This is a genomic window from Fimbriimonadaceae bacterium (genome assembly GCA_019638775.1).
Classification (GTDB): Bacteria; Armatimonadota; Fimbriimonadia; order Fimbriimonadales; family Fimbriimonadaceae; genus JAHBTD01.
On sequence record JAHBTD010000002.1, the window covers coordinates 121,247 to 140,363 of the forward strand.

Genomic DNA, 19,117 nt, shown 5'->3' on the forward strand with positions numbered 1-19,117 from the left:
GCATCTACATCAGCTTGAATTAGTCACAGTCGGACCAATGATGTTTTCTCGTGCCATTGTATTAAGCAATCAGGTCATTCCAGGGCATAGATTTGAATTGATCAACTACGTCCTGGAATGTATCACCGTGTCTACTAAGAAACTGCTCTATCGCCAATTTTGCTTTGTGAAGATGACGCGTTCGATACTCGCGGTACACATTTTCCGCCGCCACAAGATACTTTGCTGCTCGGTGTAAATCTCCCTCTTTTTCAAAGACTTGGGCGAACTCCTGGCATGCCCAGCCTATATGTACGGCACGATCTCCGCTTACGGCGTGTCCGAGCAACATTTGCAAGGTGTCGACAAGCTTGTCAGGCATCTCAAGTCGCTGGTACGCTCGAACCAGATTTTGATAGACGAAGAGAAGCGGTCCTTGATTTTGACAGCGTTCGATGAGGTTATTTGTTTTTCCTACCCATTTCAGCCCGCTTTCAATGTCCCCAGCATCAATAAACATACGGGCTCGAATGACGCAGATGGTAGCCGCTAGCTCTAGAAGATTTGCTTCCTCAACCAGGCTCTCCGCTTCTTCGAGATAAGCAAGGGCAGGCGTAATCCCAAAGTTCTCGTAGGCGTCCCATGCAAGGTCAATGAGAGCATCCGCACTCTTGGCAATGTCGCCAAGCTGCTTGCAGATGTCTAGTCGTTGTTTCCATAAGCTGCGTGCAAGCTCATTGTCTGACTTTCGCGCTGCCAGCGCCCCTTCCAGGCCCAGCAACGAGGCATGCAGCGCCTTGTCGTCAGTTGCGAGCGCGGCGATACGAGCAGCATTGCCAAGGATTTCAAAATCAGTTAAGTATCCAGACTCAAAATAAGCTAGCGAAAGCGCTCTGGAGAGGGTGGCAATCTCATGATGTTTTCCTTCGATGGACAGATACATTGTCGCAGCGCGAAGGTTGGTGCGCTGCCTTTGCAACAATGAGGAAGCGCTCGCCCACTCTCCGCTGTCGAAGAGTTGTCCAATATGCTCGCTTGAGCGTAGAAAAAGCTCCGCATGACGTTCTCTCGCTTTGCTGATAAGATTTTGCGCAGTGGCGGATAAAACGGACCGCGACATGCCATCCACAATCGGATCTGGAATCTTAAAGCGGTAGTGAACGCCATCGAAGCTAGCATCGAGACGCTCCCTTCTGGCTAGGTCAGTAAGAATTGCCAGGGCATCTTCGGGGCGCTTTTCCACGACATACGCTGCCTCCTCCAAAGTAAACCAACCCGAAAAGGCCAACAACTGAGTGAGAAGGTGACGCTCCTCGTTTCGAATAAGGAAGAGAACTGGGCTTTCCTCGGATTCGAGTGATGCCGCTTCAGGCGGTAAGTTTGTGAGCAAGTCAAGGGATTTAAGGCTGCTGGCTGCGCTTTGGCTGGGCTGCAATGAGCCCACGGCCAATGCCACAAAAAGTGGTACTCCATGCAGGCGTTTGCACATGGTCGTCAATGTTGCTATAAGCTCTGGCGTGTGCTGCAACTCACCTACAAGCCTGGACAGTTTCTCTTGAAGCATCTTAACGCAGTCGTCGAGTTGGTTCTGACCGGGTTTGACTTCTATTACAGTCTCCATCGCGACATTAAGAGGCTTGTGGCTTGTGATCAGCCATCGTGTGTGTTGGCAATTCGGTGCCAGCTCCTCGATTATTCGTCCCACCCCGACGATGCGTTCGCAACTGTCGAGAACGATCAGGGTCCGAACTTCGGCAAGCAACTCCTGCAAAACGGTTGAGCTTGAGTCTGCCTCCGCCCCAAGGCTAGATGCGATTGCAGAAACCACCTCATCCACCCTTGACAACGTTCCACACTCTACAAAGAGGACACCATCGCGAAAGCGTTCAGCCACTTGCATGGCAATTTCACATGCGAGCCTGGTCTTACCCATCCCGCCAGGCCCGGCGATGGTAACAACTCTCTTGTCTGCTTGGCTTAGAAGCTGCAATAGTTGCTCTATCTCAGCGGTGCGTCCCACGAAAGGGCTTTCCCACCTCGGCAACACGTAAGGCCCGCTCCACTTGCGCCAATGCGCTGCTAAACTCCTTGTCAATTTGCTTTCTGGCGCATAGTCTTGAGGATTCGTAGCTAAAGACCGAATGGTCCGCCAAGCTTCTATCAGTCGTTGACGAGACCCCTGATCTTGGGTGAGGATAACTTCAAGTTCCTGCTCAGTCCGGGTATCGAGGCGCTTCAAAATGTAACGAACGAGGAGTTCGTTATTGGGGCGAATGGGAAAATCCAGCCGCTGATGTCGTCGCGATTCGGATTCTGACAACGCCGAACGGATCTGGTCCGCACGTGAGCCGTTTTTATGTCTCATGGCCTTGGACCTCCGTCGTGCTTTTCCATAAACTTGATGAGCTGCTTGAGCAAGCGCCCACCGAAGAGCCAACCATGCAGCATCGCCTCGGTAAGCCTGATTCCACAGACCTCGGAGGGCTTGATGAGGCGGAGGCAGACCTCTTTGAATTCTAACCCATCAACATGGTAATACTCAAACGCCAAACGCTTCCAGAGGGACGGATCCTTCAGACTGTCCGATGGGCAGTTGCATGCTTCTATCCGTTCCCCCAAGCTTTCCATCATACGAATAAACGGATAACGCGTTACACATCTATCAATTATCTGGTGTATTTGGTCAATGCTACAATTTCCGCAAAGATGGCTAGTGATGAACAAGTCTCTTTTTTGACTATAGTAATGCATAAGTATTACGGAAACATCTGTCCATGTCCAATCTTCATTCATACTCTCAGATAGATTGTTATTTTGACAGGCGATCCTGAGATGAGAAATATCTGAAGGAGTAAAGATAGGATAATCCAGTAAGATAGATATTAATTGAAATGAATCAAGATGCAGATAAGAATAGAATGCGTAGTTTAAGCAAACTTGATCACTTATCCAGGTCGCTATCGTAGTGTTTCGGTCTTTATCTGTGACTTGCGACAAGCTGTGAACAAACTCGGAAGCTTCAGCCGGTGATAAGCCATCACTGATGATAAGCTGGAGAAAGCGGAGCCGTTCGTTATGATGTCTGCGCTGCGAGCCAAGCCAGAGACGATCCGCACATGTGCGAATCTGCTTGATTTGCTCAGCATTATCCAGCGCTATCTTCTCTTCTGGATTCAGGTCTTTATCTGGAATTCGCTCCCAGTTTATGTCTTCTGCAGGTTCTCGTACTTTTCCTTTGGCATCATCGATCAGAATGCGGCGAAAAGTTGTGTTTACAGTTGCAACCCATTTGGCAAAGACGACTTCACCCCTTTCGTCGCAGAACTTCGCTTTTGGATCGCAATTAGAGTACGCCGCCCTAAGTTTTAGTATGGACTGTGAGGCAATATCCAACGAATCGTTTGTATCAATTAGCGATTGGCGAGCGAGGGAGTTGAGATGATGAAAAATGTACTCTTCCAGTCGATCATAAGAATCATCGCCACTTGAAGCCCAGCAATAGCGTTGAAAGGCCAGATCATATGCCGCCCAGAAGTCTATCCCCATGAGACCGTCCCCGTTGATTATATGGGTTTCAGTGACATTAACTACGTACTTTACCGAATAATTTCAAACTAACTGCATACGACAAACACAAATATGAGCGCTGAGAGGGTGACATGAAGTCATACCCTATGCGCATTCGGTCTCATTCCACAACAGCGCCAAATTTCCGAGTTCGATTCTGATAACTTTCTATGGCCTTCACAAGTTGTTTTTTGTCGAATTCGGGCCAGGAACACTCGGTGACGTAAAGTTCGCAGTAGGCGGCTTGCCAGATGAGGAAATTGCTCCAGCGCATCTCTCCGGCTGTGCGGATCATGAGGTCGGGTTCGGGAACAGATGGGTCGTACATGCGGCTGGAGATCAACTCCTCGGTGATCTCGTCGGGAGGTGTGCCTTCTTTGATCAAGTCTTGAATGGCATCCACGATCTCGGCCCGACCGCCGTAGTTGATCGCAAGGGTAAAGACCAAGCCTGTACAGTGCTTTGTCTCATCGATCCCCTTCTGGAGCGCTCGGCGCAGTGAGTCGCGCAGCTCGTCCATCCGTCCGATAATGCGCACCTGCACGTTGTTCTTTCTTAGGTTGTCGATCTGCTCCAGCATTGCCCGCTCAATGAGCTGCATAAGGCCCTTGACCTCATCTTCCGGGCGCCGCCAGTTCTCTGCGGAGAAGGCGTAGACGGTGAGGTAGGGAATGCCGATCTCGCCGCAGGCGTTGACAACGTTCTTGAGCGTGGCGTAGCCCTCACGGTGCCCCAGTAGACGCCCAATCCCGCGCGACCGCGCCCAACGGCCGTTGCCGTCCATGATAATGGCGATGTGGGTGGGGAGGGGGGGCATGGTGGGTGTTAGGCGTTGGGTGCTGGGCGTTGGGCGTTGGGCGTTGGACGTTAGGCGTTAGGCGTTAGGCGTTAGGCTCCGTAGTCTCGAACCTCCTCTCTAACTCTGTTGCCATACGATTGCCTTCGAAACTTAATGAGGCCGCTTAGAAGTTTCAAACCTATATCTATTGCCTCAATATGAACCTGAGCGTCACTTGTGAGCAGGCCTCGTTCCTGAGCGCGAGTAATCCACAGCCTTGCCTCACGGGCCGAGCCCCGCGCATAGATAAAGAACTTGACGGCATCAGCTTCGCCAAATCGTCCGTCGCCCTCAGCAAGGTTCGCACCCACACTGTCGATCGCTCTCACAAGCTGCGTCCCGACAGTGCCCTGGGAGAAAGGACCCCAGTTGGAAACTTCATTCCAAGCCCAACTCGCTACTGTTTCAAAAACCTTAAAGACCTCAAGATCCTCGATGGGTTGGTATTGACTCAATCGGCTCTGACTCCTTATCCCTCACGCCGAACGCCTGACGCCCTGCGCCCTCCCCTCAAACCTCCATCAATTCAGCGTCTTTCTTCTTCTGATGCTCGTGAACGTCGGCGATGTGCTTGTCGGTGTATTTCTGGATGGTCGTCTCGTGGCCTTTCAGGTCGTCCTCGCTCATCTCTTTTCGCTTTTCGGCGGCCTTTAAGTGCTCGTTCGCATCTCGCCGAACGTTGCGAATAGCCACGCAAGCTTGTTCAGCCCGGGCGTTCACCTGCTTCACGAGGTCTTTGCGGCGGTCTTCGGTCATCTGGGGAAAGACAAGCCGAATGTTCTGCCCGTCGTTCATGGGCGTGATGCCGAGGTCGCTCTTCATAATCGCCTTTTCGATCGTGCCGATCATGTTCTTGTCGTAGGGCGTGATCATGAGCTGACGAGGCTCGGGGATGCTCACGTTGGCGACCTGGTTGACCGGTGTATCGGTGCCGTAATAGTCCACATGCACACGCTCTAATACAGCGGGGTTAGCGCGTCCAGTGCGAATAGTCGAAAAGTCGTGAAGCATCACTTCAACAGCGTGCGACATACGTTTATCAGCGTCCTGCAAGATCTCTTGTGGGGTCATTTATTCTCCTCCAACGAGTGTGCCAACGGCCTCTCCTGATACCGCGCGCACCATGGTTCCTGGCTGATTAAAGTCTAACACGATGACCGGCAGTTGGTGTTCACGGCACATCGTAAAAGCGGTCTGATCCATGACGGCAAGCTTCTTAGTAATCGCCGTTTCATAGGTGACTGTCTCATACTTGACGGCATCAGTGTGCTTGTTCGGGTCTTTGTCGTAGATGCCATCGACCTTTGTCGCCTTGATCAGGGCGTGAGCATCAATCTCAAGGGCTCGCAAAACGGCAGCGGTGTCAGTTGTGAAGTAAGGATTGCCCGTACCCGCGCCAAAAACAACGATCCGACCCTTTTCAAGGTGGCGGATCGCACGACGACGGATAAACGGCTCAGCGACGGCGGTAATGGTGATCGCGCTCTGAACGCGGGTGGGAACCCCGGCCTTCTCGATGGCGGCCTGCATCGCCAGCGCGTTCATGATCGTCGCGAGCATTCCCATCTGATCGCCAACAGTGCGGTCAATTGCATTCGCACCACTAAAGGCTTCGCCACGGACGTAGTTTCCACCCCCAACAACCAGCGCGATCTGGACACCCAGCGCGTGTACGCTGGCGACCTCCGCGCCGATGTATTCGAGTATTTCCGGGTCGAGGCCGAAGCCGTTCTTGCCAGCGAGGGCTTCGCCGGAAAGTTTGATGAGCACTCTTCTGAGCGGTTTGCGTTCCATGTCTGGCAAAGTTATCCTCACGAAAAAATCGGCCTGAGTGGTGGGTTCAGGCCGAAAACAACTTTACCTTGTCGGCGCTGTGTCTGACCGCAACGACTGACGAATTCGAGCCGGTTTTCTGGACAAGGACAGCAGTTTGACAGCCGCATCATTGCCTACTCGCGTGTATCTCTGTTCGAGCCCATCCGTCCCAAGAATGAGAGTCTTTTCATGAGAAGCCTTTTCGTTCTTGTATTTGTCGCAGTGGCTTGCGCGGCCCTTGCTGTCCAGGGTCAGCTTTCAAAGGAGAGCAAGTCTGCATTGGCGACCTTAAAGAAGGTCGATAGCTTTGCTGTTGGCGGAGTTGGATTCGCCAATCGCATCTCAGACGGTGAGCTTGCTCTGCGTACGTTGATCAAAGACCCTGCTGCCAAAGTCGCTCTGCTTGAACTCATGAAGGATAAGAACATGGCAACACGGTTGTACGGTCTACTGGGCACTCGGTTGGTGAATCCGAAAGCAGTCCCCATCAAAGATAAGCTTGAACCCATGTTTAAGGGAACCGTGCCCTATTTCACCGGATGCCTTCTGAACGATAAACAAAATGCAAATGCTCTTGCCTCAAGAATCATAAAAGGTGAGTTCGACGCTCAGATGAAGGAACAGATAGAAGGCGACTCACGGCGATAGCGACTTATAATAATGCAGAGCATGAGTGTTTTTCACGCCAGAAGCACAGCCCAGAGGTTTGCAGCAGCTGCCGTTTTAGTCGGTATCTGCGTTGCTGTTGGGGTGATCGGGTGTGCTGGACAAACCGGTAGCGGACCCGGTTTTCTCGCCAACCCCTACGCTGGACAGTACGAAGGCTCGCTTTCCGGGGACTCAGCGGCGCTCTTCTCGGTGACGGTGAATGCGCAGGGCCAGGTCTCGGGAACGCTTACCGATGGACAGACGAAGCAGATGTCTGGAAGTGTGAACGAGGTCGGCGATGCAACTTGGACGGCAACTCCACCAAGCCCAGAAGCCGAAGTGACTTACCTCTTAGATGGTTCTTGCGACAGCAGCGGCTGTAGTGGAACTTGGTTCGGCACGACGGGATTAAACGGGAATTGGACCGGTTCCAAAACCCCTTAGATTAGGCCGTCGCCTCTAACTCTGGCTTCTTCCCCATAAACTTTCGCACGATTCTGCCGGTTAGACCACCACCAGCGGGCTTTCCGTTCCACGCCCTTATAGCTTGCACCAAGTTCAAAATGGTGTTGCAGATTCCGATCAGTCCGATGATAATCCACGTCACTGCCGACCGGATGATCACATGCCAGATGTTAAAGTTCTCCCAATTCTCCTGATAATGCCGGTACAGGCTGATGATGGAGTAGGTGAGGGAGATGATTCCTAAGAGGATGAGGAAGGCGTCCAGCAAGAGCGTTCCTATAAGCGCGTGAAGCGCGTGGCTTTTGACAAAGCGGGACTTACCCTTTAGAACGAGAACGACAATAGGCCCCATGAAAGGGAAGAAGATGCCTGAGGCATGAGCCAAGGTCGCGAATGTTCTGTCGGAGCGGTCGTTGGTGGACTCCATATCTTTCTCCATTTACGGTTACGCGCACCTTAGTATAGGGTTTCATGCGGCCTAATCCAGAATGAGAACGAAAGGCCGGTGCGTGGGTCCAAAATGCAAACACCCTCCGCCTTATTTTGGCAGAGGGTGTTTGCATTCTCTGAAGGGTCAGAGAAAGCGCGAATAAATTCGCGCACTCCCAAAAGTTACTCACCGCCGACGCGGAGGTAAACAAAGGCCTTAAGCTCAATCGGAGCGGCTGCACCCTTCGACTCTTCAGCCAGGAAAGCGCTAACCGACTTGCTCGGGTCCTTATAGAACTCCTGCTCCAACAGAACGGCGCGCTTGATGAACTCCTTGTTCACGCGGCCTTGGGCAATGTTCTTGGCGATGTTCTCCGGCTTTCCTTCGTTTACCGCGCGCTGTGTTTCCACCGCAATCTCGGCATCGATCTTAGCCTGGTCAAGCTGATCCTTGCTCACAACATCCGGCGGGAAGGCAACGACCTGGATCGCGACGTCGCGAGCTGCCTGTCGGCCTGCTTCATTTCCGCTGAACTCGATGACGGAGCCCTTGGTTCTGTCGTGGTGAACGTAAGACACAAACTGTCCATCGGTCTTCATGTGAAGGGCCTTTGAAAGCTTGATGTTCTCTCGGATGGTTGCTACTGCGCCTTCAACAATCTCGCCGACGCTCTTCTCGCCATGCTTGATGGCAAGCGCATCCGAACCTGGATCGTTGTGCAAGAAGATCTCTGCTAGCTCCTGAGCGATTGCGATGAAGTCCTCGTTACGGGCAACGAAGTCGGTTTCCGACTCCAGCACGACTGCACCCAACGACTTGTGGTCGTGGGCCATCGCGATGGCTACGACGCCTGCTGCGGTTGAGCGGTCTGCGCGCTTTGCTGCTGCAGCCTTACCCTTTTCACGCAAGATCGCTTTTGCCTTCTCGTAATCGCCGCCTGCTTCATCCAGAGCGGCTTTACACTCCATCATGGGCGCGTCCGTATCTTCGCGGAGGCGCTTCACATCTGCTGCTGAAACTGCCATGTCTTTGTAGTCTCCTTTGAAATCGTCCTCTTCTGGCCTTCGTGCGCATGCATACCGAGGCCAGGTCAACGTTGGGTTAAGGGCCTCCAGACGGTGCGTCTGGAGGCGGTTGAAACGGTGGGCGGTTTAGTCTTCGTCCGCGCCAAACGCTCGCAAGAGCTCTTGCTCGACGGCACCAAACTCGATCGGTCGGTCTTCGCCATTTTCAGACGCAACTGCTTCATCGCCTTCAGGCTTCTCGCCCTCTGCGCCTTCAGGAGCGTCGCCGGTCAGCTCTTCGCTAATCGGACGTGCCTCAAGGATCGCCTCTGCCATCTTGCCCGTGACGAGACGGATCGCGCGTATCGCGTCGTCGTTGCCAGGGATGACCACATCGGCGAGGTCGGGGTTACAGTTCGTATCGACGATCGCAACGATCGGAATCCCAAGCTTCTTGGCTTCCTTGACCGCAATGATCTCCTTATTCAGGTCGATCACGATCATGACCGAAGGCATTGCATTGAGGTTGCGGATGCCGTCGAAGTAGAGACCGAGGGCGTCTCGCTCTGCGGTTCTCTTGAGCATCTCCTTCTTCGGGAGTCGCTCAAAGTAGCCGTCGGCTTCCATTCGGTCGAGCTCTTTCAGGCGGTTGATTCTGCCTTGAATGGTCTTCCAATTGGTGAGCATTCCGCCCATCCAGCGCTCGGCGACGTAGAACTGTCCGCTGCGCTGAGCCGCTTCTTTGACGGCGGATTGGGCCTGCTTCTTCGTTCCGACAAACAGCACGGTGCCGCCTTCGGTGACGATGTTCTTCACGTACTCAAGCGCATCTTCAAAGAGCTTGATCGTCTGGTGAAGATCGATAATGTAGATACCATTGCGAGCGCCGTAGATGTATCGCTTCATCTTCGGGTTCCATCGGCGGGTTTGGTGGCCGAAGTGAACACCCGATTCCAGCAGCTCTTTCATACTGAGCTGAGCCATATTTTATTACCTCCAGGTTTGTCCTCCGAGCGGGTTTGGCTTTTGCGCGTTATGCGCCGGTTTCCCGGGCGACCTGCACGCGCAACCCTACTCGTGTGAATTGGAAGCGAAATTCTACCTGAGCGGGGACAAAGGGAAACGGAATCTGTCTAGAGTCCCTGGCCCGCGCCTATGAGTAGGTCGTCAAACTGACAGAAGATTGAGCTAAGACGAGAGGAGAAAGGAGTTCACGCGCGCCCGAAAAAAGTAGACGAAATTAGACCTAGGGCCAACCAAATATTGACAGCGTTTGTTCCAAGCAGGGTACCCTGAACGTTCGCTCACTACGCCCGGAGGCCTCGATGCGGATTATTCAGCCCACCTCTAAAAGGATCGAACGATTCTTGGAGGCGCCCAATCTTATCGAATTACAATTAAACAGTTATAAATGGTTCATTGAAGAGGGACTGCCCGAACTCTTCCAAACGTTCTCACCGATTTGGGACTTTACCCAAACCAATTATATAGAACTCGTTAATTTTCAGCTCGGAGAACCGAAATACTCGATCAACGAATGCCGCGATCGAGACATGACGTTCGAAGCGCCGATTAAAGCGACCGTTCGCTTTGGTGGACGGGATAGAGACGTTATCGAGTCGGAAGTCTATCTCGGCGATCTGCCCTTGATGACAGATCGCGGCACGTTTATTATCAACGGCCGCGAGCGCGTCATTGTGTCTCAGCTTTCACGTTCGCCCGGCTTGTATTTCGAAGAAAGTGTCGACAGTTCGATGTCGGTCATTATCTCTGCCCGCGTGATCCCCAATGAGGGTCCGTGGCTCGAAATCGAATGCGATGCGCACAACGTTGTGCGAACGCAGATCAGCCAAACGAAGAAGCTCCCCCTGACGCAGCTTATCAAGGCGCTCGGCGCTTTCGAAAAAGGTCGCAGCAAGCTCGGATTGCCGTTGCAGAACGCCCTGTTCCGCAAGGTTGCCGAACCCATCGCCGACCCCGAAACGGGAGAAGTGCTGGTCGAAGAGGGTGTGCTGCTCACACCGGAAATCGTTGAGAAGCTCGGTGAAGAATGGCTGACCAAGAAGGTCGTCGTTGACACCCCAGTTTCAACAAACGAAGACCTTATCTTCGTCTTTGGCAACATCGTTACGCTTGAAAACCCGACTCACGAAGACCTTACGGGAAGCCGTCCGATGGAGGACGTTAACGATGCCAGCGGCAAGCCGATCATCAAGCGCTTGCAGCGCATCGAGCCGGAAACGGCACGCATGATTGAGTCGTTGGAGCTGAAGTCAATCAAGGTCATTCAACTGCCCGAAGTAGTTGAATCTACTCTTGAACAGGACCCGACATCAACCTGGCGCGAAGCGATTCTCGATATCTACAAGAGACTTCGTCCGGGTGAGGCTGCCAACGAAGAGGCTGCCCGTCAGCTAATTTACGGCCTGTTCTTCGATGTCAAGCGATACGACCTCGGAAAGGTCGGCCGCCGCTTCCTTAACCAGAAGCTCGGATTTGAGATCCCCCTCAACGTTCGCAACCTGACGGCAGAGGACTTGATCGGCATCCTTCAACGGATGGAGATTTATGTTCGTCGTGAAGCTGAGCGAGACGACATTGACGACTTGAAGAACAAGCGTGTGCGAAGCATCGGTGAGCTCTTGCAGAGCCAGCTCCGCCTTGGCTTTGTGCGAATGGAGAAGGTCGCTCGTGAGCGAATGACCTCGACCGACCAGGAGAACCTCCTTCCAGGAATTATCCTTTCGGTCAAGCCGGTCAGTGCGAGCATCAAGAGCTTCTTCAGCAGCAACCAGCTCAGCACGTTCATGGATCAAACGAACCCGTTGAGCGAGCTGACGAACAAGCGACGTCTATCAAGCCTCGGACCGGGCGGTCTGCAACGAACCAGCGCCAAGCTGGAAGTTCGCGACGTCCACCGTTCTCACTACGGACGCATCTGCCCGATTGAGACACCAGAAGGTCCGAACATCGGCCTCATCAGCCAGCTCACGACGCATGCTCGCGTTGACGAGTTTGGCTTTATCATGACGCCGTATCGAGTCGTTCGCGACTCGCAGGTCACCGAAGAGATCGTTTACTACACCGCTCAGGAAGAGCAGGGAATGCTTGTTGCTCCCGCTGACATCCTGACCGATGAAAACGGATATCTGACGGATGACCGACTGCAGGTCCGCTGCGCGGGCGGCGAGTTGGGTGGTGCAAGCTATCCGATCGTCACTAAGGAGCGCGTCCAGCTCGTTGACGTTTCCCCCGTTCAGATCGTCTCTGTTGCCACCGCGTTGATCCCGTTCCTTGAAAACGACGACGCAAACCGTGCTCTTATGGGTGCGAACATGCAACGACAGGCGGTTCCGTGTTTGCGGTCCGACCGGCCCGTGGTCCACACCGGATACGAGCGCGTTGCCGCCGTCGACTCCGGTGCGGCCGTTATCGCACGAAATCCGGGCGTTGTCGAGGTTGTGACGAGCCTTGAGATTCAGGTTCGCCGAAACGACGGTGAATTGGATCGCTATCCGCTCGTTCACATGATGCAGTCGAACAAATCGACCTGCATTACTCAGATGCCGATCGTTGATCTGGGACAGCGCATTCTTGCGGGCGATCCGCTCGCCGACGGTCCTTGTGTAGACCAAGGCGACCTCGCGCTTGGTAAGAACGTGGTCGTCGCGTTTATGCCATGGAACGGTTACAACTACGAGGACGCCATCATCATCAGCGAGCGCATGGTGAAGGACGATGTTTATACGTCGATCCACATCGAGCGCCACGAAAGCGAAGCCGTAGACACCAAGCTCGGACCGGAAGAGATCACGCGCGACATTCCCAATGTCGGTGAAGACGCGCTGAAGGATCTTGACGAAAACGGGATCATCCGAGTCGGTGCCGAAGTTCGACCAGAAGACATTCTCGTTGGAAAGGTTGCTCCGAAGGGCCAGGTCGAGATGACCGCTGAAGAGCGGTTGATCATCGCGATCTTTGGTAAGAAGGCCGAAGAAACCCGCGACGTTTCCCTGCGCTTGCCGCACGGTGAGAAGGGAACAATCGTGGACGTGAAGGTCTTCAGCCGCTACAAGTACCTTTCGCCGTCGATCAACTACATTTATAAGGAATCGAAGAAACGCGAGCGTTTGGTCTGCGACCGAACGGACGAGCCGCTCATTCAGATTCCTGGGGACGAACTCCCCGCCGGTACAAATATGACCGTTCAGGTCTATATCGCCCAAAAGCGAAAGCTGATGGTCGGTGACAAGATGGCAGGCCGCCACGGTAACAAGGGCGTTATCTCACGTGTGGTCCCCGCCGAAGATATGCCGTTCCTTGCGGACGGTACTCCGGTCGACATCATCCTGAACCCGCTTGGTGTTCCAAGCCGTATGAACATCGGCCAAATTCTTGAGACGCACCTTGGATATGCCGGACGGCATATGGGCGTGCGTTACCGATGCCCTGGCTTTGAGGGTGCGACCGAGCACGAAGTGATCACTGAGGTCGAGCGAATGGCGAATATGATGCGCCATACCGTTCTCGATACTTATATCAATCGCGAACTCCAACTGGGCGTTTCATTCGAGAAGGACGATTCCATCGAAGTCATGTTCGAGAAGATTGATGCGAAGCTTCGCACACTCGACGAATGGCACCTGGAGAAAGTCTCAAGACTCGTCGCTGCTCCTCCAGTCAAGAACACAGGCGAGATGATCAACCCGATCGACATCGACGAGTGGGAACCGGAAGAAGAGCCGGAAAAGATGGGCCCTGCCTTCAAGGCTCCGGCTGGTCTTTATAAGGAGATTCTGGAGAAGATTGAGAACAGCGCCTTCAAACGTGCCGGTATCGAGCCGCATACGATGAAGTCGTGGGTGCGAGACGGCATGACCGGAAACGAAGTGCCGAACCCGATCACCGTTGGCCTCATCTACATGCTCAAGCTTGAGCACCTTGCAGACGAAAAGATCCACGCCCGAAGCATTGGACCGTACTCACTCGTCACCCAGCAGCCGCTTGGTGGTAAGGCGCAGTTCGGCGGACAGCGCTTCGGAGAAATGGAAGTCTGGGCGCTCGAAGCCTACGGCGCCGCTTACACCTTGCAGGAGCTTCTCACCATCAAGTCTGACGACGTGATGGGCCGCGTGAAGGCTTATGAGAGCATTGTTAAGGGCGAGCCGATCGCCGAGCCGGGCATTCCCGAGTCGTTCAAGATTCTTGTGAACGAGTTGCGGTCGCTTGGTTTGAAGGTCAGCGTAGAAGACGCCAACAACAAGGAGCTTCCGCTCCGCGAACTTGATGAGCTGACGGGAGGCGATGATATGCGCCTCGCTCGGAGCGTTGGGTTCTTTAATTAAGAGAAATCGGACATCGGAAATCTGAAATCAGACCTGATATCAGATTTCCGATCTCCGCAAGTAGATTGCTGATAGCTGATAGCTGATTGCTTTGAAGACAGATTGCCCGGACGCGGGCAAGGACATTACACGAAAATATGGCAGACGTCAGTCAATTCGATAAAATCCGTATTGGAATCGCAAGCCCCGCCGATGTTCGGTCTTGGGCTTTCCGACACGGGCAATACCACGAGGTCAAGAAGCCGGAAACCATCAACTACCGCACGTTCAAGCCTGAGCGTGACGGACTCTTCTGCGAGAAGATTTTTGGACCGACGAAGGACTGGGAATGCGCCTGTGGACGCTATAAGAAGATCAAGTACGCGGGAATCATCTGCGAGCGCTGCGGCGTCGAAGTTACCCGCAGCAAGGTGCGCCGCGAGCGCATGGGCATCATCGAGCTCGCCGCCCCGGTTTGCCACATCTGGTACCTCAAGGGCGTTCCTTCGCCGCTCGCGCTGATCCTGGACATCTCGCCCAGGCTGCTTGAGAAGGTCATCTATTTCGCCAGCTTTATCATCATCGATATCGAGTCTGAGCAGATCGCCGAGAAGCTCCCCGATATCCGCGCTGCCGTCGAGCTTGAGAAAGCCACGATCATGCAGCAGATGAAGGAGCTCGAAGAGGACAGCTTCCAGCGGTTCGCCGAAGAGCTCGACGGAAACAGCGACGAGTACGACGAGTCGTCGGCCCGCGAGCGCGCCAAGGCGATCAACGATCGCATCAAAGCCGAATATCGCGACGCGGACGACCGCCTGAAGGACCTCGATCTCGCCGTCGAAATCCTCGGCAAGCTGGAAAAGAACCAGCTCATTGACGAGGACAAGTGGCGCGCCATCACCAAGATGCTGGACGCCGTCGGCTTCCGCCTGAACACCGACCTGCGCTCGCTCGTTCGCGCAAACATCGGCGCCGACGCCATGAAGGAGCTTCTGGGCCGCGTCGATCTTGAGCGCATGAGCCGTGAGCTTCGCCAGGAGATCGTCATGACGACCTCGACCCGTCGTGCTCGAGCCATCAAGCGACTTGAGATCGTCGAGGCGTTGGTTCAGTCGAAGAGCCGCCCGGAATGGATGATCCAGGAAGTCGTTCCCGTCATCTCGCCGGAGCTTCGCCCGATGGTCCAGCTCGATGGTGGACGGTTTGCGACCTCCGACCTGAACGATCTTTATCGCCGCATCATCAACCGCAACAACCGATTGAAGAAGATCATGGAGATTCACGCTCCAGAGTCGATCATCAATCACGAAAAGCGGTTGCTGCAAGAAGCGGTGGACGCCCTTATCGACAACGGACGGCGAAGCCGCCCGGTCGTGGGCTCCAATGGACGTGCCTTGAAGTCGCTGAGCGACATGCTGAAGGGTAAGGAAGGACGCTTCCGAAAGAACCTTCTCGGTAAGCGTGTGGACTATTCCGGCCGTTCGGTTATCGTCGTCGGTCCCCACCTGAAGCTGCACCAGTGCGGTCTTCCCAAGGAGATGGCTCTTGAGCTCTTTAAGCCCTTCGTGATGAAGTCGTTGGTCGAGAAAAAGATCACGCAGAACATCAAGACCGCGAAGCGCATGATCGATCGAATGCATCCGGCGGTTTGGGACGGCTTGGAAGAGGTCATCAAGGAGCATCCGGTTCTTCTGAACCGCGCGCCTACGCTGCACCGACTCGGTATTCAAGCCTTCGAGCCGATCCTTGTCGATGGTAAGGCCATCCAGGTCCACCCGCTCGTTTGTCACGCCTATAACGCGGACTTCGACGGCGACCAGATGGCGGTTCACGTCCCGCTTTCGATGCAGGCGCAGGCCGAAGCACGCGTTCTGATGCTCTCAAGCCAGAACCTGTTCTCCCCGGCAGACGGTCGCCCGATCATGTCGCCGATTCAGGACATCGTTCTTGGCGCTTATGCGCTCACGTTCTCGAACGACGAATCGAGAATGCGCATGGAGGAGATGGAGCGCAAGCATGCGGAGAATCCGGAAAAGAACCCGGCCCCGCACATCTTCGGAAGTCCAGACGAAGTTCTCTTTAATCTGGAATCGCCTATCGGTGAGCCGCTCCAGATCAACTCAACCATCAAGGTCCGCATCGTGAGACCGATCTTCCGTCCTGACGACGAGATCGACTATCGCGATCCCGACACCGGTGTTGAGTATCTCTACGAGACGATCACAAACGAGGAGACAGAGGAAGAGACCAAGGAGTTGAAGCCGCTCGACCAAGAGTTTGAAACTCTTGTGGCGACGACGACCCCGGGCCGCATCGTTCTGCAGCAGATCCTTCCGTATCCGCTTCGCTTTAGCGATGAGCACCTGCAGATCGCGCTGACGAAGAAGGCGATCTCAGAGCTGATTCTTGGGACGCACGCTCGAACAGGCGTTGGCTCAACCATTAAGCTGCTTGACGATCTTAAGGACCTCGGCTTTAGATGGGCTACTCGGTACGGCCTGTCGGTGGCGATCACCGACATGGACCCGCCCGAAGAGCGCGACAGCATTCTCGCTGGTGCGGACGAGCAGTCGGATAAGACCCTCGCCCAGTATCGACGTGGCATGCTCGCGTTTAACGAGATGCAGCAGAATCTGATCCGACTCTGGACGGACACCTACGACAAGATTGGTAAGGCTATCGTCGGCGGCATGTTGCAGATGAACCCGCTGTCGATCATCACGGTCTCCGGCGCTCGCGGTTCGGTTAAGCAGCTTTCGCAGCTTGCTGGAATGCGCGGCCTCATGTTCAACCAGTTCAACGAGGTTATCTATGAACTTCCCGTCAGAAGCTCCTTCCACAAGGGTCTGACGATGATGGAATACTTCGTCACGACGCACGGTGCCCGTAAGGGTCTTGCCGACACCGCTCTGCGAACTGCGGACGCCGGTTACTTGACTCGTCGTCTGGTTGACGTCTCCCAGGATGTTATCATCCGGGCGGATGACTGCGGAACGACGGAAGGTATCTACGTTCACCGGATTGTGGAAGAGGGAGAGACGATCGAGCCGATCGGCGACCGATGTTTCGGGCGCGTATCGATCGCGACCATCGTCGACCCAGAAACAAGCGAGGTCGTGGTCGAAGCGAATGAAGTCATTCACCGCGAACAATCGAAGCACATTACAAAGATTGAGAACGCTTATCACAACGAGTTTGAGGCTTGCGATAACGATGCCGACAGACAGAAAGTCGAAGATCGGTATACGACGTGTGGCTTCGAAGTCAACGAGCACAGCCAGCTTTGTGTGCTGCTAAGAAGCGCGCTCACTTGCGAAATGGTGCAGGGTATCTGTTCCAAGTGCTACGGTATCGACCTTTCGTCGAACAAGCTCGTTGAGAACGGTGTCGCAGTTGGAATCATCGCTGCGCAGTCGATTGGTGAGCCTGGAACGCAGCTTACGATGCGTACGTTCCACACCGGTGGTGTTGCCGGTTCGGCGACGATTGCACGTACGAACCAGTATAAGACCGGTAAGTTCATCCGTCAGTTTATGCAGGACCTTGAAGCGGCCCGCGAAACCGAAAGCAAGTCTCTCGATGAGACGAAGCTGCTTGAATCGCAGGAAGCCGCGGTGAAGGCGCTCTTCCAGAAGGAGACGCTTACCATTCAGGCCGAAGACGCAAAGACCGCAAAGAAGAAGACGGAGCGTCAGACCAAGGCTGCCCAAAAACTGCTTGATAAGGCCGACGCCGAGTCGAAGAAGCTTTGGGAGCGGTCAAGAAAGACGTTCTTCTATGCTTGGACGGGTGAATCCAGCGGTATCGTCCGCGTCGAAGAGATCTTCGAGGCTCGACGCCAGCCGCGTGGTAAAGCCATCATCTGCCCGGTCACGGGTACGGTGCTTGAGGTCAAGCAGACGAACTTTGGCCGTTGGGTCATCATCGAGGCAACTGTCCCGCTGACCAGCCCGATCAAGGATGCCTATGTTGCCGACGAGCAGCCGTGGCAGTCCGACCCCGAGCACGACGCCGGATTGGATCGCTTGATCGGACAAAAGCTGACAACAGCAACGCTGACGTCGCTGCGAAAGTACGACATCGAAAGCGTAAAGGTCTTCTACCCGATCTTGGTGCCGCCTTTTGGAAACCTTCCCGTGAAGGTAAACACAAAGGTCATCAAGGGCGACCCACTGACCGAAGGCCCGCGCGACCCGCACGAGGTTCTTGAGCTTGCCGGCGCGAATGCGGTTTACGACTACTTTGTCGAAAACCTGCAGAGCGTCTATAAAGCCCAGGGTGTTGACATTAACGACAAGCACGTTGAAGTGATTATTCGGCAGATGCTGAGAAAGCGTCAGATCAAGGAACCCGGCGACACGCCCTTCCTTCCTGGGCAGATCATCGACCGATTCGCGTTTGCTCGTGAAAACGAGCGCGTTCGCAAGCTGATCCAGGCTGGCACAAAGATCAAGTATGCCGACCCGATCACTGGCGAAAAGGTCGAGCGGGATCCTAAGGAAGCCAGCGCAAACTGGATTCTCCTTGGAATCACCGAAGCATCGCTCGCGACGGATTCGTTCCTCTCGGCAGCCTCGTTCCAAAAGACGACCCGCGTCCTCACCGATGCAGCCGTTCGTGGAAAGAAGGATCACCTTATCGGCCTCAAGGAGAACGTCATTATTGGACGCCTTATCCCAGCAGGTACGGGTGTCGAGCAGTACCGAAACGTCAGCATCGACGTTCAGCGTGGCCCGAGCTGGGCACAGCAGTCGCTCACCGCTCTCGTTGAGGCGGAAGAGGGAATGGGCACGATGAATGACCTGCCGTTGGCATTCACGTCACTTGCCGAAATGGCAGAGGCGGAAGAGTTCAACTTGGGCGAGATCGACCTTACCAGCAACATCGGCTTTGACGAATTGATCGGCAAAGGCGGCGGTGGCGGCGACGGTGAGGGAGACAGCGGCGAGCCAGAAGACAAAACAGTCTAAGCTCCTCAAACATTCATAGCCGCCAGACATTTTGTCTGGCGGCTTTTTGCTGTCTACCGCTTTACTCTCGGCGTTCA

Annotated in this window: 13 protein-coding genes; 4 read left to right on the forward strand and 9 right to left on the reverse strand. The window is 54.4% G+C overall.

Translation table 11 applies throughout. From position 1 onward, the window contains the following. Positions 1-61: 61 nt before the first annotated feature. The 6 genes from KF784_06780 to pyrH all read right to left on the reverse strand — a co-directional run bounded on the left by KF784_06780 (position 62) and on the right by pyrH (position 6,178). Entirely contained in the window at positions 62-2,344 is a 2,283-nt protein-coding gene (locus KF784_06780) for an NACHT domain-containing protein (GenBank protein MBX3118753.1), read from the reverse strand. Next, positions 2,341-3,525 (reverse strand): sigma-70 family RNA polymerase sigma factor, encoded by a 1,185-nt coding sequence (locus KF784_06785; protein MBX3118754.1) that lies wholly within the window; start codon positions 3,523-3,525, stop codon positions 2,341-2,343. Before KF784_06785 ends, KF784_06780 begins: the two co-directional genes overlap by 4 nt. A 142-nt stretch (positions 3,526-3,667) precedes the next feature. Then, positions 3,668-4,363, reverse strand: a complete 696-nt coding sequence (uppS, locus tag KF784_06790; protein MBX3118755.1) for a di-trans,poly-cis-decaprenylcistransferase — start codon at positions 4,361-4,363, stop codon at positions 3,668-3,670. A 71-nt stretch (positions 4,364-4,434) separates the two neighbouring features. Further along, complete coding sequence (locus tag KF784_06795; protein ID MBX3118756.1) at positions 4,435-4,839, reverse strand: four helix bundle protein; 405 nt, start codon at positions 4,837-4,839, stop codon at positions 4,435-4,437. Positions 4,840-4,894: 55 nt separating this feature from the next. Continuing rightward, positions 4,895-5,455 carry a ribosome recycling factor gene (gene frr / locus KF784_06800; GenBank protein ID MBX3118757.1) on the reverse strand — a complete coding sequence of 187 codons (561 nt, stop codon included), beginning with the start codon at positions 5,453-5,455 and terminating at the stop codon, positions 4,895-4,897. Further along, a complete protein-coding gene (gene pyrH / locus KF784_06805) occupies positions 5,456-6,178 on the reverse strand; it encodes a UMP kinase (GenBank protein MBX3118758.1) in 723 nt (240 codons plus the stop codon). Positions 6,179-6,388: 210 nt separating this feature from the next. On the opposite strand from pyrH, the gene KF784_06810 reads away from it, so the two are divergent. Further along, a complete protein-coding gene (locus KF784_06810) occupies positions 6,389-6,847 on the forward strand; it encodes a hypothetical protein (GenBank protein MBX3118759.1) in 459 nt (152 codons plus the stop codon). 21 nt (positions 6,848-6,868) lie between these two features. Beyond that, the gene (locus tag KF784_06815; GenBank protein MBX3118760.1) at positions 6,869-7,291 is read left to right on the forward strand and encodes a hypothetical protein; all 423 of its coding nucleotides are present in this window, start codon (positions 6,869-6,871) and stop codon (positions 7,289-7,291) included. A 1-nt stretch (position 7,292) separates the two neighbouring features. Here KF784_06815 and KF784_06820 read toward each other — a convergent pair whose 3' ends face one another. The 3 genes from KF784_06820 to rpsB form a co-directional block, all read right to left on the reverse strand. Further along, positions 7,293-7,751 carry a DUF4870 domain-containing protein gene (locus tag KF784_06820; protein MBX3118761.1) on the reverse strand — a complete coding sequence of 153 codons (459 nt, stop codon included), beginning with the start codon at positions 7,749-7,751 and terminating at the stop codon, positions 7,293-7,295. Between the two features lie 173 nt (positions 7,752-7,924). Continuing rightward, positions 7,925-8,767: a translation elongation factor Ts gene (gene tsf, locus KF784_06825; protein MBX3118762.1), complete on the reverse strand. Its 843-nt coding sequence runs from the start codon at positions 8,765-8,767 to the stop codon at positions 7,925-7,927. A 126-nt stretch (positions 8,768-8,893) separates the two neighbouring features. Continuing rightward, entirely contained in the window at positions 8,894-9,730 is an 837-nt protein-coding gene (gene rpsB / locus KF784_06830; protein ID MBX3118763.1) for a 30S ribosomal protein S2, read from the reverse strand. Between the two features lie 341 nt (positions 9,731-10,071). Here rpsB and rpoB point away from each other — a divergent pair, with 341 nt between their 5' ends. Continuing rightward, entirely contained in the window at positions 10,072-14,091 is a 4,020-nt protein-coding gene (rpoB, locus tag KF784_06835) for a DNA-directed RNA polymerase subunit beta (GenBank protein MBX3118764.1), read from the forward strand. Positions 14,092-14,228: 137 nt separating this feature from the next. Further along, positions 14,229-19,040: a DNA-directed RNA polymerase subunit beta' gene (rpoC, locus tag KF784_06840; GenBank protein ID MBX3118765.1), complete on the forward strand. Its 4,812-nt coding sequence runs from the start codon at positions 14,229-14,231 to the stop codon at positions 19,038-19,040. Positions 19,041-19,117: the final 77 nt, after the last annotated feature.

Excerpts from the sequence above, each read along its gene's own strand:
- KF784_06815 (MBX3118760.1), top strand. The coding sequence starts at position 6,869 with ATGAGTGTTTTTCACGCCAGAAGCACAGCCCAGAGGTTTGCAGCAGCT.
- frr (MBX3118757.1), bottom strand. The coding sequence starts at position 5,455 with ATGACCCCACAAGAGATCTTGCAGGACGCTGATAAACGTATGTCGCAC.
- KF784_06785 (MBX3118754.1), bottom strand. The coding sequence starts at position 3,525 with ATGGGGATAGACTTCTGGGCGGCATATGATCTGGCCTTTCAACGCTAT.
- rpoB (MBX3118764.1), top strand. The coding sequence starts at position 10,072 with ATGCGGATTATTCAGCCCACCTCTAAAAGGATCGAACGATTCTTGGAG.
- rpoC (MBX3118765.1), top strand. The coding sequence starts at position 14,229 with ATGGCAGACGTCAGTCAATTCGATAAAATCCGTATTGGAATCGCAAGC.
- KF784_06810 (MBX3118759.1), top strand. The coding sequence starts at position 6,389 with ATGAGAAGCCTTTTCGTTCTTGTATTTGTCGCAGTGGCTTGCGCGGCC.
- tsf (MBX3118762.1), bottom strand. The coding sequence starts at position 8,767 with ATGGCAGTTTCAGCAGCAGATGTGAAGCGCCTCCGCGAAGATACGGAC.
- KF784_06820 (MBX3118761.1), bottom strand. The coding sequence starts at position 7,751 with ATGGAGAAAGATATGGAGTCCACCAACGACCGCTCCGACAGAACATTC.
- uppS (MBX3118755.1), bottom strand. The coding sequence starts at position 4,363 with ATGCCCCCCCTCCCCACCCACATCGCCATTATCATGGACGGCAACGGC.
- rpsB (MBX3118763.1), bottom strand. The coding sequence starts at position 9,730 with ATGGCTCAGCTCAGTATGAAAGAGCTGCTGGAATCGGGTGTTCACTTC.
- pyrH (MBX3118758.1), bottom strand. The coding sequence starts at position 6,178 with ATGGAACGCAAACCGCTCAGAAGAGTGCTCATCAAACTTTCCGGCGAA.
- KF784_06780 (MBX3118753.1), bottom strand. The coding sequence starts at position 2,344 with ATGAGACATAAAAACGGCTCACGTGCGGACCAGATCCGTTCGGCGTTG.